Below are 19791 nucleotides of genomic sequence, written 5' to 3' on the forward strand. Positions count from 1 at the left end.
AACCAACTTTGCTCGTACTGATTGTGTTGTGCGCCTATTGCATTGGGTATGCGTATATTTCTCAGATTTACGCCCAGTATCCGAAACAACCCAATACGCATCTGACTGCGTTTACGCCAACGCCGTCCGACACGCCAACGCCACCAGACGGGCCGACTCAAACACCAACGCCGACGCTTACATCAACCTCGACGCCTGCGCCCACGTTCACACCGACCGTATCACCTGTTCCGCAACCAACCGCGACGCATACGCCTGTTCCTCTGCCAACCAGCACGGCAACCCCGCTTCCAGCGCCGCCAACAAACACGCAAACGCCAACCTGGACGCCCGCGCCGACAGTCACGAAAATCCCAACGCCTGCGCCGACGCTCCCGCCAGAGCCAACAGCGACAACGACGCCCACGTCGGCTCCATCACTCACGCCTACCATGCCGCCCATCGCGACGCATACGCCGCCGCCTACAGCGACCCGTATTGCGACCGAAACCCATACGCCTGCGCCAACAGCGACAAACGCCCCAACAGACACGCCAACTCCTCAAGCAACTGTCACTTTGACTCCGACGGCTACGCTGACGCCCTCGCCAACACCACGCCCAACAGACACGCCGGTCCCGACCCAAACACCAGCGCCAACAATGACGCCAACTTTTACGCCAACCCCGGCGCTGACTCAGAACCGCCCGGTGTTGATTCCAAACCAACACCCGTTGTATGAAGTTTCACGCTTCCAATTGTTTCTCATTCAGATCAAAGCGTTCGACGCAGACCGCGACGAAGTCACTTTCCGTATTGAACCAGCGGACGCTGTGTTCGGCGTCATTGAAACGAAGAACGCGTTAACTTCGGGCGTTGATTTTTTTCTTCAAACCCAATCGCAGCCAGGCGATTATCAAATTACGATTTTTGCCAGCGACGGCATTTTTGAAGTCCAGCAAGAATTGACCTATCGCATTCTTGCAGAGCCGCCGACGCAAACCCCAACTTCAATAGCAACCGCAACGCCGCAGCCGACGGCGACGCCCACTCTCATTGCAACCGAAACGCCTTCGCCGACAACGCGCCCCACCATCACGCCTCTACCAACGCTGACGCCAACAAATACGCCGCAACCCACTCGCACCGCGACCCCGACAACGACCCTTACGCTCACGCAGACGCCGTTGCCGCCGCAAGCGCCAGTAGCGCTGCCGTTGCCTGACTTACGCATTTTGCTCAACGAAACCGGAACCGCCTTGCTTGATTTAGACGACTACGCCCGGGACGCCGACACGCCGCGCGAAAGGCTGACATGGAACGCGCGTCCGCTCTCGGACGGCCTGCGGCTTTCGATTGACGCCGCGAACCAGTTGTACGTAGAAGCGCCGCGCCGGGCCGGATCGTTTCAAGCGCAACTCACTTTATCGGACGGCGTCTCCAGCATCAGCCAAGACATCGTCATTAAAATTTCAAGTTTCCGGCTGGGCGACTTTTACCAAATGCCCCCGATTTCGCTTTCATCCAACGAAACATACCTCACGCCATATTCCCTATTCGACGGCATTGAGCCAGACGGTTTTCCGACGGAACGCATCGCCTGGGAAATTATCGAACCGCTCGCTGATGGACTCGAACACATACGCGTCTTAGACAACGGGCGGGTTGAAATCATCGCGCGAGACGAGCCGCCCCGGCAGCCAATTATTCTGCCCATCATTGCGAAGTTGCATCCAACGCCGACGCTGCCGCCGTCACCAACGATCACGCCGACATCATCTCCGACGCCAACGCAAAAACCAACGCGCCCAACGCCGACGCCTGCCATCATCGCGCAGTTATGCGGCCGGCAACTCGCGTTTTCAAAACAGAATGAGATAGAAGTCGGCGCCGCGCCCTACGAAATGGCGTGGGCCGATGTGAACCGCGACGGGCGCGTTGACTATCTCACCGCCAACTACGGCGAGGCAAACGCAACCCTGCTGCTCAGCAATGAGAGCAATTCATACGACGCGCAATCTCTACCAAGCGGCGAAGGCTGCTTGAATGTCGCGCTCGACGACTTGAATGACGACGGCCTGACCGACGCGGTCTTGCTGGGCGGGTACGACTCGACGCTGACCTACTATCAAGCGAACGCGTCTGGGTTCGAGGCGCCGGTGCAATGGTCCCTGCCGGAACTGATCTACCTGCCCGAAGAGCGCTTCGAGCGAGCGCGCATTCGGCTCATCACTGCCGGGCGTTTTTTTCAAGGCGGCCCCAAATGCCTTGCGGTTGCGTTATCAAACCAAATTATTTTCTACCAAAACCGGGACGGCGCGTTGACTCCAATCGAGACGCTTACCGTCCCCTTCTTTGTGACGCAACTCGTAGCGGCCGACCTCGACGGCGACGGCATGGATGAACTACTGGCGGCGCACGCCGACCCGGAACGCATGATCGCTTACCGTTTTTTTGAACGAAGCGCAGAGATCATTGTGGAGCACCCGCTCAGCCTCAACTTTTTTGGCAACGACCCCCAAGACATCCTAACGGCGGACATAAACCGCGACGGTCTGCCCGACATGGCGGGGCTTACCTTCAATCGTGAAATTCACACCCTGCTCAGCCCCGATTATTCACCCATCGTTTTTGAAGAACCCGTTTCAATGATCGTCAACGATTTTGAAGCGGGCGATTTTGACCGCGACGGCGAGTTAGAATATATCCTGGCAGGGTTTGACGTTGAGACCCAACAAAGTTCACTGGCGATTGTTTGCGGCGAGGAGCAAGCCGTCTTCACCAAAATTATTCCCATTCCAATTTCGCAATCGTTTCCGGTCGGGCAACAATTCACCATCGCCGCGACCGACTTCAACGGCGATGGATGGACGGACGCCGTCTTATTAGACAGCATCGCCAACCGGCTGGTCTTTTTCGCCAATGTCACGCCCAACCAGCCGTAACAGCTTCGCGGCGGGCGCGGCGCCACTACAATGGGAGCAATCCATCACAAAAAAAGCCTCAATCAATGTGGACGAAATTGCAGCACCGAACATAGAATGGTCAATGGAAGTGTTTCGATGAATGAAGAACACCGGTCAGGTTTTGTTGCATTAATAGGCCGCCCCAACGTGGGCAAATCGACCCTATTGAACAGCGTGTTAGAACACAAACTCGCGGCGGTGTCGCCCCACGCCCAAACCACCCGCAACCGCATCTTCGGCATTTTTGACCGCACCGACTGCCAAATCGTCTTTCAAGATACGCCGGGCATCCTTACTCCAAAAGACAAGATGCACGACTTCATGCTGCATGAAGCCGACAATGCGCTCAACGATTGCGACCTCGCCGTGTGGATCATCGACGGCCTCAAAGGGCTGACCGAAGCCGAACGCAGCCTGACCATGAAAGCGCTCAAAGACCGCAGCATCCCGTTGATTGTTGTATTCAACAAAATGGACGCCGTACCGATGGACAAACGCGAGGTCTTTCAAGAATACGAAAAGGAAATCAGCGAACTCAAACCGGTCAGCATTCATTATATCGCGGCGCTTCATTACGACGGCGTCGCTGACCTTCTCAACGAAATCATTTCGCGGATGCCTTACGGGCCAAAATTTTTCCCGTCCGAACAACTCAGCGACCGCACCCAGCGTTTTTTCGTCGAAGAGACCATCCGCGAGAAAGCATTTTTACTGCTGCATGACGAATTGCCGTATTCATTGGCGGTAAAAATTGAGACGATGAAAGAGCGCGACAATGGGGTGACCTACATCCAGGCGGCGCTGCACGTCGAACGCGACTCGCAGAAAGGCATCGTCCTCGGCAAGCGGGGCAGCATGATAAAAGCCATCGGCGCCCAGGCGCGCGAAGAACTCGAACAGATGTTGGAATGCAAGGTGTTTCTTGAATTGTGGGTGAAAGTAACCCCCAAATGGCGCAAACAACCCAGCCGACTGCGCGAATTTGGCTATACAGACCAAGGCTAACTTGCTTAAAATCCTCATTTTGGAGGCCAATAAGTTATCCTATTGAAATATCTAATCCTAAGCCCTCTCCCTTCACAACCAAAGCAAAAGGTTCGCTTGTAAGTCGTATTCTCTAGAAAACGTATTGACAATCGCGTGAATTTCTCTAAACTTCATAGTCAGGTGTATTTTATTATGACGGATGTATCACCAGGGCATAACGCGCCATAGAAGTCACGGGGAGGTGACGGATGCCCATAAAGCCAGCGTTCTCCGCAATTGAGCTGCTGATCGTTGCGGGTATCACTGCGATTCTGGTAGCGATTGCCGTACCGGGATATCTTGACGCGAAGGTTCGCGCCGAGGTAGTCGACGTGCGGGTATCGCTCAACCAAATCAGCAATGCGCTGTTGCAATACCACTTGGAACAAAGCGATTTTCCTGAGTCACCTACATACGATAACCCAAAACCGCTCAATCGTCTGATAAAAACCGAACTTTTAACCCAAGAGCCAACCGACCGCTTCAAACAAGGGCTTTCCGGCTTGGGCGGCTTATATTCCAATTCGGTTCTTGGCTATGATTATGTAAACCCGACCGATAATCGGTTTGTGTTCTTCCATGCGTCGAACATGGCGAAATCGTCGGGAAGTTCCGCCTATCGGACAAAGAAATACTGGTTCATGCACAGCATCGGGCCAGACCAAACCGACTACCGCGATGAAGGGCTGGGGCGCTTGTCAGGCGTTGGCAACGAACTCGGCATCGTTGAATATGACCCGACCAACGGCACCTTCAGCCTGGGCGAGATCACCCGCACCCAGATTGGCGGGTAAGACAATCTTCGCAGCGAATCCTTGAAGCCGCCGGGCGCTCGCCTCGCGGCTTTATTATTTGGTTGAGGAAAAATTCATGCTACAAACAATCACCTTGGCCGTTGGGCCACTGCAATCGAATTGCTATCTCCTGTTTGACGACGAGACCCAAAACGCCGTTGTCATCGACCCCGGCGCAGACGGCCCGCAGATCGAAGCCGCCATTCGCGAACGGGGACTGACGCCGCTGATGGTGCTCAATACCCACGGGCACGGCGACCACATCGCCGCCAATGGACATATCAAAGACGCATTTGACGTTCCGTTGATGATTCACGGCGGCGACGCCCCCATGTTGACCGACCCCGAAAAGAACCTGTCCATATTCCTTGGAACGCCCATTACATCGCCCGCCGCCGACCGCGAACTTAACGACGGCGACTCGCTCGAATTTGGCGACCACGCCATCCGCGTCTATCACACTCCAGGGCACAGCCCCGGCGGCGTCTCGTTTTATATCGGGAACCTGTTGTTCCCCGGCGACGCATTGTTCAAGCAGTCGGTCGGACGCTCCGACCTGCCCGGCGCATCGCACGAAGTCCTCATTGCCGGCATTCGCAATCAACTCCTGGTGTTGCCGGACGATACTATCGTGTATCCAGGACATGGGCCAGCGACCACAATTGGCGACGAGAAACTGGATAATCCATTTCTGAATACGATATGAACTCGACTGCCGTTGAAACAAAACCCAAACCGCTGAATCGCTACGCGCGCGAGTTTCTCGACTACTTGCGCCTGGAGCGCGGTTCCGCCAAGGCAACGGTCGAAGCCTACCGTCGCGACTTGGTTCAGCATCTCAATGCGCTCAAAGAACAGAAAATCGCATTTCCTGAGGGCGTGACCTGTGAAGCGGTTTCGCAATTCTTCGATGCGCTTCTGATTGAGGGCGCCCGGCCTTCGACCCTGGCGCGTAAGACCTCTGCACTGCGGCGCTTTTATCAGTACATGTTGCAAGAGAAGTACATCAGCGAAGACCCCACCCGTTTGCTGCGCCGCTCCAGCGCGCCCAAGCGTTTCAAGGGAGCGCTCACCGCCGACGAGATGCAACGCCTGATCGACGCCACCGAGCAGGAACGCGACGACGCCCTGCGCCTGCGCGACCGCGCCATGATCGAACTGCTCTACGCCACGGGATTACGGGTGTCGGAACTGCTGGGGCTGCGGCCAGGCGACTTCAATTTCCAGTTCCGCTTTTTGCGCACCATCGGCAAAGGCGACAAAGAACGCCTGGCGCCGTTCCACGACGAGGCCGCCCGCAAGATCACCGAGTATCTCGAACACGGACGCCCGGTTTTGTGCGAGAAGAACAACGGCGAAACGCTGTTCGTCAATCGCTTTGGAAAAAAACTCAGCCGCATGGGCTTCTGGAAAATCCTACGCAAGTATGCGCTGTTGGCGGGCATCACTGCGGAACTCACCCCACACACGCTACGCCACACTTTCGCGACCCACATGCTGGAGAACGGCGCCGACCTGCGCTCGCTACAGGAACTTCTCGGCCACGCCAGCATCAACACCACCGAGATTTACACCCACCTCGACGAACGCCGCATGTCCGAACTCCACCAGCAATTCCATCCAAGAAATCGCAAAGGGTGAATTCAATATTGCAGATATTCAATGATTATAATTTTCTGAATGGTAAAAAAGCGAGAATTGTTTCAGGCTTTGACCGATACCCTTTTTCGGTTTTTTCTATGATTCCTTTTTTGACCAAATCATCGAGATCACGCCGCAAAGTCAGTTCTTTCTTTGAGGCGTACAACCGCGCCACTGCGGGACTGATGTCAGTAATCTTTGACAACGGAACCTCTTCTGTAACTTTGCGCAAGTCATAAGCCAGTTGTTTTCGGCGACGTTTTACAGTCGTCTTTTGGTCAAGAAAACTTTGATGAATATAATTCAACCAAGCAACATCCAACTGCTGCATGCGAATAAATGCGAGCTGTTCACAAAGACCATCAACAAACCCCTGCACCGCATACTGGATAAACGGAATTAAGTCGCCGCCGCTTTTACTGGTCTTGTCGAGTTCGCGATAATATTTTGCGCGGGTTTGGTTATAGTGATTGCTAAGAAGTTGCGCTGCGGGCGCAGGCACGCCATTTTCAAGTAGTATCTGAAACTCAAGCAATCGGGCGGTGCGTCCATTGCCGTCGCCGAAGGGGTGAACCCATGCAATGTACACATGTGCAACGATGGCCTTGATTAAACCATACACAATTCGTTGATCGTCACTCGATATAAAGTCAGGCCCATTGATCCATTCACACATTTTCCGGGTGAGTTCTTCACAGTGTTTTGCGTCCGGCGCTTTATACTTACCAACACCAACTTCATGCGCGCGTATTTCACCGGGAACGACGCCTCCATCAATATCCAGTTTATTTAACACAAACGAATTATATTTTTTGATAAGCGCTGTATTAATCTCAATTGTTGCATTTTTACTTTTTCTTAATTCATCTTTAATCCAGTTGCAAGCATCAAGAACATTATCAATTTCTTGACCAAGATACTCCTTCGACGGCGGCAGCGATTTTACATTCTCAATACGTTGCCGAACCTCATCGAGGGACAATGTATTCCCTTCAATAGCCGTTGTTGCTTGAACGCCTTTTGCGAGATAGACCTGATGGAGGTCCCTAGCCGTATTTGGACGAAGAGGCACCCCAGCAATATGGTCACACTTTGATTTTGCTTCACCAAGCGCCATCCACAACTGGGGCGGCGCATTATGAAGGTCTAAGTGAAACGTAATCCAGGAATGTGTTTTTTGATAAGTCATGTGAAATAAAAAATGATAACGATATCTCTATAATTTACAGTCTATTAAACCATATATTATACTAAAAATGATAACAAAACAATACGAAAAATAAAACACCTTGATATTATCTCACATCGACTCAAGGGCTGTCGTCACTTCGCGACGCCTTGCCCTTGCCACCCACTGCTCAAAATAATTGAATAAATGGATTATTGACTTTAATAAAAATTGAGACAATTTAAAAATGCGCAAACAAAAGAGGGGTGCAGCGCACTGCACCCCTACGGTTGATTGAAATCAAAGAGCCAATATGCGGCTCCCCAGGAAACATCCCTACATCATGCTTTTCATCCAGGCGTCGGAGGGGCGAATGCGGCGCACTTCGAGGATATCCTCAGTGGTTGCGTCCCATTTCACCCGGCGTCCGGTGCGGTAGGAGATGTTGCCCAAGTGGGCGGCGTTGATAACCTGATGCCCCACTTCGACTGGCGAGTTTGGTTCCTTGCGCGACTTGATGCACTCCAGGAAGTTTGCCACGTGATCGCCGCCCTCATAGGTGCGCGGCCATGCGTCGATCGGCTCGTTCATCTTTGCGCCCTGCGGGAAGACCTTGAAGCCTTCGCGGTCATCGCAGGTGAGCGAACCTTCCGAGCCGAAGAACACCGCGCCCACGCTATCGCGGTCGTTAATGAACTGCACGTTGAAGTGAGTGGTGAAGTCGCCGTAGTTCAACACCGAATGGACCACGTCGGGGGTTTCCCAATGGTCGAAGTAGTGGTTGCCGCCGTTGGCTGCGACGCTGACCGGGCCGGTTTTGTCCATCAGCCATTGGTTCACGTCGAGCTGGTGGGCGCCGATGTCGGTCATCAAGCCGCCTGCGTAATCCCAATACCAACGCCATGCGTAATAGCGGTAGGGGTCAAACGCGCGTTTGGGGGCTTTGCCGAGAAAACGGTCCCAGTCGAGGCGACCGCGAATATTCAGATTGCCCGCGAACGGATCGCCGCTTGACCAGTTGCGGTTGTCCCACACTTTGACAGCGACGACTTTGCCCAAGGTCCCCGAGCGGATCACTTCGCGGGCGCGTTTCCAGTGCTCGCCGCTACGGCGGTGGTTGCCAACCTGGACGACCTGGTTGGTGGCGCGGACGGCGCGCACCATGTTTTGGCCTTCTTCGATGGACTTCGAGAACGGCTTTTCACAATAGGCGTCTTTGCCCGCGTTGACCGTGTCGATCAATACATCGTGATGCCAGTGGTCGGGCACGCCAATGTAAACGCCGTCGATGTCGCTGCGTTCCAGCAATTTTTCGTGTTCGTAGTACATGTCGGCCAGTTTGCCGTCATCGGTTTCTGAGAGCGCCCGCCCCTGGTTGAGGCGTTCTTCATACACGTCGCAGACCGCAACGATTTGGGCGCCGCGCATCTTGGCTTCTTTGAGGCCCCACTGGCCGCGGCCGCCGGTTCCAATGACGCCCAGGCGGATGGTCTCATTGGCGCCAATTACGCTGGACGGCGCGATGCCGTTTAGCGCGGTCATGCCGACGCTGGCAATAGCAGCGCCTTTCAAAAACGAACGTCGAGATTCTGATGGCTGTTCTGTCATTATGGTCCCCTTTAGTCGAGTGTCATGCGGAATTCATCTTCCGCTGGGAATAACGGTTGATCTTTTATTATGGTTGCCAAAATTCTATTCGAATTGTGAATGGCAGCCCCTACACTATCGTTCCATACGTTTGGCTTGAGTTCCAGGGGAAACGCAGCGATTTGATGCAAAATCGGCTTCGTAGGCGTCTTTTAATGTATAGAAGAAATCCACATGAGAAACCGCCGTTTCCTTGTTGGGGCGGGGCCGCGCTGATATAGTTCTATCGGTTTGCGTCCACAATTCAGGCGAACCGATGGGGATACGCTGAAGAATGAGTTGGATTCATTTTTTCATACTGTTCGCGCAGGGCTTTTTATTGGCGGTCATACTGACGCCTATCATGCGCAAAATTGCGCCTGCGGTAGGGTTTCTCGACCAACCCGGTCACCGCAAAGTTCACGCCAACGCCAAGCCCCTACTCGGCGGCGCCGCGATCTATTTTGCGTTTATCATTTGCATTATCGGCGATTTAGGCGTGTTATACTGGCTCTTCCATTCCAATGTCAGCCTCCCCGGATGGTTTGGCGAGCAACTCAGCCAAGCGGCGCCCTACGCCTCAGGCGTCGCGCGTGTTTGGGGACAACTGCTCGGCCTGTTGGGCGGAGCAACGCTGCTGTTTGTTTTAGGCCTTTTTGACGACCGCTATGGCATGCACCCCTTCATTAAACTCGGCGGCCAGATGCTCGCGGCGATTATTCTCTATTTTGTTGGAATTCAGATCGCGCTATTTATCGACCACCCTTTCATCAATTTTATGTTGACCTTTGGCTGGATCGTCTTATTGACGAACTCGTTTAATCTACTCGACAATATGGACGGTCTGTCTGGCGGGGTCGCCATGATCTGCCTGCTATTGTTGGGCATATCCACCCACATGGTCAGCAACCAGACCTTCATGTCGTCGATGTCATTTGTCTTGGCGGGATGTATTGCGGGCTTTTTGCGCTACAACCTGAATCCATCAAGCATTTTTATGGGCGACGCGGGCTCGATGGTGCTGGGTTTTCTGGTCTCGGCGCTAACCATTCAATCGACGTTCTACCAGACGGGAACCGAAAACGCCACCGCATGGTCAGTGGTCATGCCGATTGTGATTCTTGCCGTGCCGCTGTTTGATACCGTCTCGGTGATTCTCATCCGCGTACGCAACGGTAAGCCAATCTTTGAAGGCGATAAAAATCACTTTTCCCATCGCCTGGTCGCGCTAGGTATGAGCCACCGCCGGGCGGTGTTTTTCATTCATTTATTGACTTTGGCTGTTGGGAGTTCCGCCCTGGTTTTGCCGCTGGTTGACGGCCCGTTCGGCGCGTATGTGATTCTTTCGCAGACGCTTATTCTCTTTATATTGATCTCCATGCTGGAAGTGGTGAGCCATCAGCACAACGGTCACGAATAGCGAATTACTCCCGCTCGCGGCGCCGCAGCCTCCACTCAAAAAGTAATACCCGAACAAAAAATAAGAGCAGACAGAACAAAATAGATACTTGATACGTAATAAAGAACGTCGGGTCATAGATACGCCATTCGCCGAAGACGATAAACTGGAACCCGGTCAACATAAACACCGCCCCGATCAATAAGCCGCCCTGAAACACCAAACGGTCGGAGTCGCTCCATTCGCCTTCTTGCAGCCCCAGTTGCAGCGCCGCACCGGATATCAGCAGGCAGACCAGCCCCGCCAACGCATAAACCAGCAAGCCAAAGAACGAGAAAAACTCATGCGACGCGACTACAGCCATCGCCCCGCGCCGCGCCGTCTCGAAGTAGACGCCCCATAAAAACGCATCCACCGCTGCGGCGCCCGCCGCCCATTTGAGGACAGGCGCCCTCCATAGGCGCATAATCTCGCTCTGGGCCGAAAAAGTGGATGCAGTGGGTTCGCTCATGGTCTCTGATCTACAAGGTTTAACAAAACTTTATGTCTGTGAAATAATAGCGACATTATTCATTTTATTTACTTAAGAATACCTGATGTGCAACATAGCCCATAGGCTGCCCGCCATGAAAAGGCTTTAAAAAGTAAACTTATAGGTTGACTATTATGCGTCTATTTCGTATATTTAAGGGAGAAGCCTTTGAAATCTGTTCATTCGAACAAGAGCGGGAAAGCAGTGTACGAAAACTTTTAGATGATCTTGAAGAAAATGATCCCAGTGAATACCGAGCGCTGATGACGCGTATCCGCCATATCGCTCAAAGCGGTCAACCAGCAAACAATCGGCAAATGAGGCCGTTAAAAGGAAAGAACGCAGAAAAACTTTTTGAAATTAAAACTACTTCAGGTTCACGAGTCATTTGTTTTTATGAAAAGGGGAAACTCATTATCTGTACACATGGGTTTCACAAAATCAAAGACATCCAATTAAAACGATACATTAAATCAGCGCAAAAAGAACGAGGCGAATATTTAAAATGGACACAAAGCAAGGCATAGAAATAATAGACTTGACCAAAGAGTATGAACAGAAATTCGCTGAAATAATGACGCATGACGAATATCACATCGAAACGGCGAAATTAGTGTTCGCTGATGAGATTTATGACCACATGGAAGCGCAAGACATCAATCAATCTCAACTCGCGGAGAAACTCGGCTCAACAAAGCAATACGTTTCAAAATTATTGAGCGGATACGCCAACCCGTCCATTGCGACGTTGGTGAAGATCGCGCGCAGGCTGAATTGTAAGTTTGTGTTTAAACTGGAACCGAAGGTGGAGCCAATTGAAAATTGGAAGCAACAAGCAATAAAAGCAAAGCAAGAGAAACGCAATAAATTTTCAAAAAACCATAATCAATCGAGTCATTTAACAGTTGTTTCATCAACGGAAAAGAAAAATGTCACAATTCCCCTTGCAGCTTAACTATTACTTCATAACAAACCTATCATTGAAAGCAAATCCCAATGCAATTGGAGACCATGGTGATATTCAGCCTATTCTCGCGGACGACTTGAATGTTCAATTTGGATTTTTCGATGCTGATGAAGACGGGGCGATTCAATGTAATCTGTCTGTGTCTTCAATAAAGGAACTTGCATACGAATTTTCTGTAGAAATCGTAGGATTTTTCTTATTTGAGGAAGATTTAACTGAATCAGAAAAGAAGAATTATTTAATTAACGCGCCTGCTACGCTTTTCGGAATTGCACGGGAAAAACTAGCATCTCTTTCAGCTGACGGCCCGCACACTAAAATCATTTTGCCTATGGTCGATGCGAGAGTGTTCCAATCAGATGAGTTAGAACTGAGTATCCCCAAAATGAAATTGTCTTCTAAAAAATCAACCGCCAAAAAGAAAACAACACGGAAGAAATCATAATGCGTATATTGGTCGCGAATGTCGGCAGTTCGTCTTTCAAATACCGCTTGTATCAGTTTCCTGATGAGCAATTGTTCGCTGAGGGACGCATTGAGCGCATCGGCGGCGAACAGGGCGCTGCGTCCTGGACGCACGGCGAAAGCAGCGGCTCATTCGAGGCGCAGTTTGCAACGCATCGCGATGCGGTCGAGTTCACCCTGAAACAACTCCGCGACGACGGCGCCTGCACGGTCGAAGACCTCGACTGCGTGGCGTTTAAGACCGTCGTCTCGAAAGGGTACGTCGGTTGTGAATTGCTCGAAGAGCCGGTTTTAAAAGCAATGGAAGACTTCTTCTTTCTCGCCCCGGCGCACAACCCGCCCTACGTCAAAGCGATCCGCATGTTCAAGGAACTACTGCCCGACACGCCGCTGGTCGGCCTGTTTGAGCCTGCGTTTCATCTGACCATGCCCGATTACGCCCGCGCCTACCCCATCCCCAAAACATGGCGCGAGACCTACGCCGTTGAGCGCTACGGCTTTCATGGCGCGTCGCACCGCTACGTCTCAGAGCGGGTCCCGCAGTTGCTCGACAAAGCCCCGGCGCAAACCAATATTATCTCTTGCCACCTGGGCGGTAGTTCGTCGATGTGCGCCATCCAGGGCGGAAAATCCATTGATACCACCATGGGGTTCACGCCGCAGACCGGGCTGTTTCATGGCACCCGGGTGGGCGATTTCGACGGCTTCGCGATTCTGTACATGATGCGCGAGGCAGGCCTCAGCATCGACGACGCCGTTCATCAACTCACCAAAGAGAGCGGCCTCAAGGGGCTGTCCGGCGTTTCGGACGACATGCGCGACATCGAATCCGCTATGGACGACGGCAACGATGAGGCGCGGCTCGCATTTGAGGCGTTTTGTTATGCGGTGAAGAAATATATTGGATCGTATGTTGCAATTTTAGGCAACGTGGACTGCATCGCTTTCGCAGGCGGCATCGGCGAACGCGGCGCCCGGGTAAGGAAAACCAGCCTTTTGGGGTTGGAGCACTTGGGAATTCATTTAGATGAAGATAAAAATAACAAGTGCAACGGAAACGAAACCAGCATCTCTAGCGACGCATCACAAACTTCAATCTGGGTTGCGCCCACCAATGAAGAAGTCATCGTTGCGCGCGCCGCGTATGAAAAACTTCAATCCACCTAACTCTGGAAGGGGTTCTCAGTGCGAGCCAATAGTAAAATGCTCAAAGTATTCGCCGGTCTGTCTAACCGTCCATTAGCCCAAGAAATATGCGGCCATCTCGATATCCCTCTCGGCGAAGCCGAAATCATCGAATTTAAAAACGAGAACCTCTTCGTTAAAATTGGCGAGAATGTCCGCGAGTGCGACGTGTTTGTCATCCAAACGTCGGCGTCGCCGGTCAACACGCGCTTGATTGAAATGCTGTTGATGATTGACGCGCTCAAACATGCCTCCGCCGCGCGCATCACCGCCGTGATTCCGTATTTCCCGTATGTGCGTTCCGACAAAAAAGACCAGCCGCGCATCTCCATCGGCGCTCGACTGATCGTTGACCTGATCGAAGCGGCGGGCGCGGACCGGGTTCTCACCATGAACCTGCACTCGTTCCAGATTCAAGGCTTTTTCCGCATCCCCTCTGACCACTTGCTGGCGACGCCTGTGTTGATTGATTATTTCCGCAAGACGGATTTGACCAATACGGTCGTTGTCGCGCCCGACGCAGGCAGCGCAAAGCGCGCCGAAAAATACGCCATGCTGCTTGAACTGCCGCTGGCGATCGTCGACAAACGCCGCATCGGCAACCAGGACCAAGCCGTCGCCAAACACATCATCGGCGACGTTGAAGGCAAACGCGCGTTGATCTTCGACGACGAAATCAGCACCGGCGGCTCACTCGTCAACACAGCGGAAATTCTGGCGGAGCAAGGCGTCACCGACATTCGCGCGGGCGTCATACATCCAGTGTTGTGCGGCGATGCGATCAAGCGCATCCAAGAGTCGAACATCAGCGAAGTGGTCGTGACCAATTCGATCCCGGTCGAAGGCGAAAAGGCGATTGACAAGATTAAGGTATTGTCCGTCGGCAAGATGATCGCCAAGGCCATCAGCCGCATCCACAACGGCGAATCGGTCAGCGTTTTGTTCTCGCCTTTCGAGAATTTTTAGACGAACCGTGTACGCCGTTGTTCTGTAGAAAGATAAATTCTCTTTTTCATATTAACGCGCTATATCAAAAACGCCCTCGCGAAGAGGGCGTTTTTATTTGCATTTCACTTACTCTTTATTAAACAGGCTAGCGGGTTAAGCGATGGACGATTGAGTTTTCCACTGTTGGAGGGTTAAAAAAATTCTCAGGGAATTCAACAGTATTTATTTTCACATCTAACAAAGTTAAAACATACTCATCTTCAAAACCATTTTTTGAAGGTTTTTGTCTTCGGACAATTCCTGGGACCATAATGCCGTCATGTTCTTTAAAATCTTCACAGACAATTCGAAGTGTAGTTTTGTTATTTATTTTATGCTCACACTTTTCCCAGAAAATTGGGTTTGAATCTAGCAACGTGAAATCTAGGTGGATGCCTTTTTTTTGCATTGAATTATTCTCAACAATTAGGTGATGACCAGAATTGTTTGAAATAATGTCAGTATTATATACAGTGTTTTGTTGTAGCGCCTTTTCTAAGCCGGACCCAAATCGGGCGAATGAGTTAAAGTTCGTCCAGTATTCAGTGAAAAGATCTCCAGAACGCACTACGTTGTCCGCTGTTTTTACTAAGAAGCCATTTATGCCATCAAAGATATAAGAATGATCTTCATCGGTAACTTGCGGCCTATATACATCTTGACGGAACCGAAAACCATCGGTAGAAAATATGTATATTGCTTCTTTTGAATCTTCATCTAACAGCCATTCACGTTTGGCAATAGACGCCTCTAAATCTTCATCTGATTTCAGATAAAACAACCTTGTATCTTCAGGCGAAAGCGTCCCGTTTTTTCTTGCCTCAATAACATGCTTGAAATATTGAATGTCTTTTCTGAATTCATTTTTATCAACATCAGAGATTTTCTTGAAAAAGTTTTCTTCAGCTTGATATGTGATTTCGGTATTTCTAATTGAGGTGAAAGTTTCGTTCAAGGATGATTTAAGTGAAACTTTCGTTATCTCATTGTTGTCTATTTGTGCTGCAACATTCCAAGTAAGGATGAATAAAGTAATTATAGTTATTAATATTCTTTTCATGATTAACGCCTTTCTTTTATTGACATTTCGAAAGCAAGTCATTGTCAACATCGTAGAGATATAAGCCAAATGAGCAATCTTCATAGGATTCTTTTGAATAAGCGGTATTTATGCACTGTCCTGTTATGCTGTTTCCAACGGTATGTGCGCATGATTGAATCGTAGGGTTTCCGCAACTGGCTGTGAGAGAATAAACCTCATATGTACTTAGAATAGGGGTTACAGGGCAATTGGCCCAACTACCCCATGCAGCGTCACAGCAAGCGTGTCCTTCCCACCAAAATTTGGTATAATCACAATCATCATCACTGCAAGTATCTTCCCAAACTGAAATATGGTTTCTGCAATTTGTGCAAGCGGAAAATATTTCTATTTTTGAATTGAGTGCAAACAACACGCAGATAACTATTGCTAAAATAATGCTTCTTTTTTTCATTTTTTGCCTCCGCAGGTAGATTTTGCTAATAATATTAGCACGTCTCAACATTAAAGTCAAATTATATTTATATGATACATATCACCACGCGAGATTTTCTAGATTAAATTGGTGCTGGAGTTTAGTTATGCAGCGTTCGTCGAGGCGGTACATTTCCGCTGCGGTTCCATAGGCTGACATCTCCGATTCGGTCTTGGCGATTTTGGCGCGGATTTGCGCGCTTAAAAAGTTGGGGACGGCAATCGCCGCCAGAATGCCGATGATCGCCACGACGATCAACAATTCGATCAATGTGAACGCGTTTCGTTTCATCCAATCCCTCCACCCGATTTGATTTGCTTATTATAGAGAGAATAGATTAGAAATACCGATTATTTTGCGGCACAAAAAACGCCCTCACGTAGAGGGCGTTCTCATTTTCATATCTCTTACTCTTTAGACATCCGGCAGCGTGTAGGGTTTACGGTATTTCTTTTTCAAAAGTCTCGCGGCTTCACGGTCGCCGATGATGGTTTCTTTGTCAGGATCCCAGCGAATCTGGCGCCCGACCCGCAATGAAATGACCCCCAACAGTCCTGGCAAGTTAGCGTAATGGCCGACGTATACGTCCGCAACAGGCGTCTTGCGGCTGCGGACGCAATCGAGGAAGTTTTGTTTATGCTCAACGTCTCCGCCCTGCGCGGGGACCACAATCGGATTGGCGCGGTCATTTTCGGGGTACAACTTCGCATGGCTGCGATTGACCAAAACCGTTGCCTTGGAGCCGTAGAAATAGATGCCGTGGTCGATGCCGGAGAGTTCGGGATCATGCGGGAACCCATTGGCGTGGCGCATCGAATATTTGAAGTTATAGCCAGGGCATTCAAACAAGCAATCCGCCGTGTCGGGGGTGTCGCGCATGTCTTCAAAAAAGAACTTGCCGCCGATGGTGGTGACCGAGTTCATTTCATGGCCCATCGCCCACGCGACGATGTCAAAGAGGTGGACGCCCCAGCCGGTGAGCATTCCGCCCGCATAGTCGTTATGGAAATAAAAACTGCCGCGAAACCGGCTGCGGTTGAATTTGTGTTTGGGCGCCGGGCCAAGAAAGCGTTCGTAATCAATGGTCGGCGGGGTTTCCTGATCGTCTTGAACCACAGGCTGTAGCGGCGGCTGGTTGAGATAGCTGCCAACATGCCACATGTTAATGCACTCGACGGCGGTGACCTTGCCGATTTCGCCCGACCGCACCCACTCGACCGCTTGTTGAAATTGTTTGGAACTGCGCTGTTGTAAGCCGATCTGCACGACCCGCCCGGTTTTTTTGACGGCTTCGATCATGCGCTGTTGTTCTTCAAAGGTGTGTCCCATCGGCTTTTCGCAATAGACGTCTTTGCCTGCTTGCATCGCCATGATGGCCGGGATGGCGTGCCAATGGTCGGAGGTCGAGATTACCACGGCGTCGACGTCGGGGTTATCCAATACGTCTTCAAAGTGCTGCGTGGTCTGCACGGGCTTGCCGAGGCGATCTTTGCAAGCGTCAGTGTTTTCCTGGTCAACATCGCACAACGAAACGATGTTCACATCTTTGAAATCGAGAAACTGGCGAAAGTGATGTTGTCCGCGTCCGCCCAGGCCGATGAAGCCCAGCCTGATTTTGTCGTTGGCGCCCAGCGCGGTCAGTGAAGGCCCCGCCGCGAGTGCGCCCGTAAGCGCTATTGTCTGCTTGCCGAATCCACGCCGATTGATGGTCGATTGAGAATCCATATTACTCCCCTATGCGGTGATATAATTGTCAATAGATTGATCGTACAAAATTCAGCGGGCGGCGTATAGCGTTTTATTTTGAAAACCGCATAAAATAACAAACCGGGACGAAGCATTCCTCGTCCCGGTTTGTACGGCCCCTATGTTTATGCGGTTACTGCCACCTCAGTATATAATCAGAAATTTAATCTACAAATTCCATTTTTTGAGAGACACAAAAACGCTTTCACGCCTTGCCGATTTTTATTTCTGGTTCTTTCAGTACGCAGCGCCGCGCAGACCTTACTCCAAAATGCAACCGACTAATTATTTTCCAATAAAAGTTTGGGCGGCGGCGTCAACTTGAATCGCTTTCACGTCATTAAAGATGGCGGTTTTTTTGGCGTGAGGCGAGCGAGAAGCCGATAGACTCTCGATGTCGAGACCATTGACGTTTTCCATCATCATCACAGGGCGGACATCGTCTTCTTCAAACTTCAGGCTGATGTTTTCCAAACGCAGCGCTTCAACATTCCTCGCATAGAATCCCCACGCGGGCAGCGGACGCGCATCGACGCCCGGCGACTTCACGGTCTTCATGGTTGCTTTGGATTCACCGCCGAGATACCGAACACTGACATCGCGAAAGGTCACGTTTTTAAACGGCGTCTCCGCCCAACTTTCGACCGTGCAGGCTGAGCGATAGACGCCGGTCGCATCAACCCGGCTGACAACGATTCCATCAGAGGTGTTACCGGGTTTCAAGATAAAATGAAACGGCGTCGCCACATCGCGCATGGTCAGGTTCGACATAACGATGTTATCTGAACTGCCTTCGGTGGCGTCCCACCCGCCGGGCTGAAGGTTGACGCCCGCCAGCATGTTGGTGCGTTTTGAACTGCGGTGATCATAGCGCCCCGGCCCGAAAAACAGGCAGTCGTGAATGATCAGATTATCCGCAGGGCCGATCACGCGGATGCCGTTGCAAGACGAATTGATGATGCAATTTGAGATGACGACGTCGTCCCAATAGCGCCCGGCGATTGAATCGTCGCCCGTGTAAAATTCGCAGCCGGTGATGGTGATACGACGGCAGGGCTGGTCTTTCCAACCGCGAAAGTGGATACCGTCCCAACCGCCTTTCATCACCACGTTGCGAAATTCGATATCATCGCTGGCGAAAAACAAGAACGCATAATTAGCCGAATCAATCACGGTCACATCACGCACCGACACATTGCGGCATCCAGTGAATACCACCGTGTGAGGGCCGCGCATTTTCTCTTCGCCCTTGGGGTCAAACACCTTGGCGCCGTCGATCACGCCCGCGCCCGAAATCGAGACGTTTTCGATGTTGTCGCCCACGATCAGCCCGCGATGCCATTTGCCCCAACGTGATTCAGGCTTGCCGGACGGGATCGCGGGATGCTGATATTGATCGAGGTCTTGGCTGCCGACAATACGCGCGCCCGCCTCAAGCGTCAGCCCGACATGGCTTTTAAGATGAATGCTGCCCGTAAGATACGCCCCGGGCGTAAACACGACCTGACCACCGCCCGCTTCGGCGCAGGCGGAGATCGCCTGATTGATCGCGTCGGTATCGAGGGTTAGCCCGTCGCCGACAGCGCCATATTCAACTACAGCGAATGTCGTTTTCGCTTCAAGATTGGTTAAATTCAACAGAGAGATGGCTCCTACAGAAAGAATCAGAAATAAACGCGGCGCCGCTAATAAATTGAAATACAGCCCATTCATGTCAACTGCCCCCATTCATGCGCATTTTTGCCGTCAGGCCTCACATTATGCCCTAAAAAAATCATTGGTCGAATACTTTT

Annotated in this window: 19 protein-coding genes; 12 read left to right on the forward strand and 7 right to left on the reverse strand. The window is 51.3% G+C overall.

Annotated features, from left to right (window positions below):
* Positions 1-28: 28 nt before the first annotated feature.
* From P9L94_00175 to xerD, 6 genes are all read left to right on the forward strand, one after another.
* Positions 29-721: a hypothetical protein gene (locus P9L94_00175; protein MDP8242464.1), complete on the forward strand. Its 693-nt coding sequence runs from the start codon at positions 29-31 to the stop codon at positions 719-721.
* Positions 642-2924, forward strand: coding sequence for a VCBS repeat-containing protein (locus P9L94_00180; GenBank protein ID MDP8242465.1), 2283 nt, complete (start codon positions 642-644; stop codon positions 2922-2924). Before P9L94_00175 ends, P9L94_00180 begins: the two co-directional genes overlap by 80 nt.
* A gap of 117 nt (positions 2925-3041) precedes the next feature.
* Complete coding sequence (gene era, locus P9L94_00185) at positions 3042-3950, forward strand: GTPase Era (protein MDP8242466.1); 909 nt, start codon at positions 3042-3044, stop codon at positions 3948-3950.
* A gap of 230 nt (positions 3951-4180) precedes the next feature.
* A complete protein-coding gene (locus tag P9L94_00190) occupies positions 4181-4765 on the forward strand; it encodes a hypothetical protein (protein MDP8242467.1) in 585 nt (194 codons plus the stop codon).
* A 76-nt stretch (positions 4766-4841) separates the two neighbouring features.
* Positions 4842-5471 (forward strand): MBL fold metallo-hydrolase, encoded by a 630-nt coding sequence (locus P9L94_00195; GenBank protein ID MDP8242468.1) that lies wholly within the window; start codon positions 4842-4844, stop codon positions 5469-5471.
* Positions 5468-6406: a site-specific tyrosine recombinase XerD gene (gene xerD, locus P9L94_00200; protein ID MDP8242469.1), complete on the forward strand. Its 939-nt coding sequence runs from the start codon at positions 5468-5470 to the stop codon at positions 6404-6406. Before P9L94_00195 ends, xerD begins: the two co-directional genes overlap by 4 nt.
* 25 nt (positions 6407-6431) lie before the next feature.
* On the opposite strand, the gene P9L94_00205 is transcribed toward xerD, so the two are convergent.
* Positions 6432-7523 carry a Fic family protein gene (locus tag P9L94_00205; protein MDP8242470.1) on the reverse strand — a complete coding sequence of 364 codons (1092 nt, stop codon included), beginning with the start codon at positions 7521-7523 and terminating at the stop codon, positions 6432-6434.
* Positions 7524-7910: 387 nt separating this feature from the next.
* On the reverse strand, positions 7911-9182 hold the full coding sequence (locus P9L94_00210) for a Gfo/Idh/MocA family oxidoreductase (protein MDP8242471.1): 1272 nt from the start codon (positions 9180-9182) through the stop codon (positions 7911-7913).
* Positions 9183-9495: 313 nt separating this feature from the next.
* Here P9L94_00210 and P9L94_00215 point away from each other — a divergent pair, with 313 nt between their 5' ends.
* Entirely contained in the window at positions 9496-10620 is a 1125-nt protein-coding gene (locus P9L94_00215; GenBank protein MDP8242472.1) for an MraY family glycosyltransferase, read from the forward strand.
* Between the two features lie 4 nt (positions 10621-10624).
* Here P9L94_00215 and P9L94_00220 read toward each other — a convergent pair whose 3' ends face one another.
* Positions 10625-11110 carry a hypothetical protein gene (locus P9L94_00220; protein MDP8242473.1) on the reverse strand — a complete coding sequence of 162 codons (486 nt, stop codon included), beginning with the start codon at positions 11108-11110 and terminating at the stop codon, positions 10625-10627.
* A 155-nt stretch (positions 11111-11265) separates the two neighbouring features.
* Between P9L94_00220 and P9L94_00225 the strand changes: the two genes are divergently transcribed.
* The 5 genes from P9L94_00225 to P9L94_00245 are packed head-to-tail and all read left to right on the forward strand — an operon-like array spanning position 11266 to position 14714.
* Positions 11266-11658 carry a type II toxin-antitoxin system RelE/ParE family toxin gene (locus P9L94_00225; GenBank protein ID MDP8242474.1) on the forward strand — a complete coding sequence of 131 codons (393 nt, stop codon included), beginning with the start codon at positions 11266-11268 and terminating at the stop codon, positions 11656-11658.
* Entirely contained in the window at positions 11637-12086 is a 450-nt protein-coding gene (locus P9L94_00230) for a helix-turn-helix transcriptional regulator (protein MDP8242475.1), read from the forward strand. Before P9L94_00225 ends, P9L94_00230 begins: the two co-directional genes overlap by 22 nt.
* Positions 12061-12543, forward strand: a complete 483-nt coding sequence (locus P9L94_00235; protein ID MDP8242476.1) for a protein-export chaperone SecB — start codon at positions 12061-12063, stop codon at positions 12541-12543. Before P9L94_00230 ends, P9L94_00235 begins: the two co-directional genes overlap by 26 nt.
* Positions 12543-13730: an acetate/propionate family kinase gene (locus P9L94_00240; protein ID MDP8242477.1), complete on the forward strand. Its 1188-nt coding sequence runs from the start codon at positions 12543-12545 to the stop codon at positions 13728-13730. Before P9L94_00235 ends, P9L94_00240 begins: the two co-directional genes overlap by 1 nt.
* An 18-nt stretch (positions 13731-13748) precedes the next feature.
* Complete coding sequence (locus P9L94_00245) at positions 13749-14714, forward strand: ribose-phosphate pyrophosphokinase (GenBank protein MDP8242478.1); 966 nt, start codon at positions 13749-13751, stop codon at positions 14712-14714.
* 127 nt (positions 14715-14841) lie between these two features.
* Here P9L94_00245 and P9L94_00250 read toward each other — a convergent pair whose 3' ends face one another.
* From P9L94_00250 to P9L94_00265, 4 genes are all read right to left on the reverse strand, one after another.
* Positions 14842-15795: a hypothetical protein gene (locus P9L94_00250; protein ID MDP8242479.1), complete on the reverse strand. Its 954-nt coding sequence runs from the start codon at positions 15793-15795 to the stop codon at positions 14842-14844.
* A gap of 517 nt (positions 15796-16312) precedes the next feature.
* Positions 16313-16543 (reverse strand): prepilin-type N-terminal cleavage/methylation domain-containing protein, encoded by a 231-nt coding sequence (locus P9L94_00255; protein MDP8242480.1) that lies wholly within the window; start codon positions 16541-16543, stop codon positions 16313-16315.
* A gap of 123 nt (positions 16544-16666) precedes the next feature.
* A complete protein-coding gene (locus tag P9L94_00260; GenBank protein ID MDP8242481.1) occupies positions 16667-17977 on the reverse strand; it encodes a Gfo/Idh/MocA family oxidoreductase in 1311 nt (436 codons plus the stop codon).
* Between the two features lie 306 nt (positions 17978-18283).
* A complete protein-coding gene (locus tag P9L94_00265; GenBank protein MDP8242482.1) occupies positions 18284-19711 on the reverse strand; it encodes a glycosyl hydrolase family 28 protein in 1428 nt (475 codons plus the stop codon).
* Positions 19712-19791 lie beyond the last annotated feature (80 nt).

Origin of the sequence: Candidatus Hinthialibacter antarcticus (assembly GCA_030765645.1) — a bacterium.
GTDB lineage: Bacteria > Hinthialibacterota > Hinthialibacteria > Hinthialibacterales > Hinthialibacteraceae > Hinthialibacter > Hinthialibacter antarcticus.